Consider the following 1,134-nt stretch of genomic DNA (forward strand, 5'->3'; position numbering starts at 1 on the left):
GTCGCAGCAGCAGGGTGACCAGTTCGGGGTGCTCGTCGAGGAGGTGGGTGAGCATGCCCGCCTCGTAGGGGGCGAGCGGGTCGGGCCAGGCCCCGTCCAGTTCCTCCAGGCCGAGGTACGAGGTCCCCTCCGCGGTCTCCAGGACCGCCTGGCCGTATTCCACGCAGGTGGTGGTGTCGGGGCCGGCCTCCTCGCCGGCGTACGGGGTCAGCAGGTGTCCCAGCACGGTGACGCGGGCGCGCACCCGGTCCCGGACCGGGGTCGGGGCGATGTCGGTGAACTCCAGCCGGATGATGCAAATGGAGCCGGCCGAGGGGATCCCCGTCGTCGAGGTGGCGGACCTCGTGGCGCACGCCGTCGATGACCACCGTCATGGAGTGGGCGGCGGCCAGGACGGAGCGCACCCGCTCGGCGTCGGTGGGCCGGGCGGCGGCGGGCGTGGCGGCGGGGGCACCGGGCAGGCGCATGCGGATCTCTCCCTCGTCCAGCGAGCATCTGGTTAGGTATGCCTAACCTAACCCATTCGTGGTTCGGGGAGTACCCCGCGGGCCAGCCGTCCGAGGGTCTCGGCGATCCGTTCGGGCGGGAAGCCGAGGGTGTGCCGCTGGAACTGGTAGACCTCCGGGGCGAGCGGGCTCAGCAGGGCGTCCACGCTGACGTCGGGATCGGCGGCTCCGGCCTCCACCAGCAGGGACCGGACGTGCGCGCGCCAGTGCCGGTAGGCGCCCGCGGAGAACCGGGCCGGGCCCGGCCGGATGCCCAGGGTCAGCGGAAGGTGTCGCTCCAGATGGTCCAGGACGGCAGCGTAGAAGGCCGCCAGCCGCTGCGCCGGGGGAGCGCCGGGCCCCAGCGGGGGCGGGCCGAACGCCAAACGGCCCTGCAGGATGCGCTCGTGCTCGTCGAGGAGGGCCGCGGCGACGGCCGGCGGGTCGGGGAAGCGGCGGTAGAGGGTCGCCCGCCCCACCCCGGCGGCCTTGGCTATCTGATCCATCGTCACGGCGCTCGGGTCCCGCTCCGTGAACAACTGCTCGGCGGCCGCGAGGATCTGGGCATGGTTGCGGATCGCGTCCTCGCGCCGCAGGGGACGTTGGACGCCCGCCCCGGCCGCCGCCGGCGCGGCGCGCGGGGCGGGGT

At 74.6% G+C, this 1,134-nt stretch carries 1 protein-coding gene and 1 pseudogene; both read right to left on the minus strand.

Annotation, left to right across the window (positions count from 1 at the left end):
- Positions 1-467, minus strand: a pseudogene (locus tag VR44_RS42120) (DUF2470 domain-containing protein); the annotation flags it as partial.
- A gap of 47 nt (positions 468-514) precedes the next feature.
- Positions 515-1,081, minus strand: coding sequence for a TetR/AcrR family transcriptional regulator (locus VR44_RS01380; protein WP_063778889.1), 567 nt, complete (start codon positions 1,079-1,081; stop codon positions 515-517).
- Positions 1,082-1,134 lie beyond the last annotated feature (53 nt).

The organism is Streptomyces katrae (assembly GCF_000966975.1).
GTDB classification, from domain to species: Bacteria; Actinomycetota; Actinomycetes; order Streptomycetales; family Streptomycetaceae; genus Streptomyces; species Streptomyces katrae.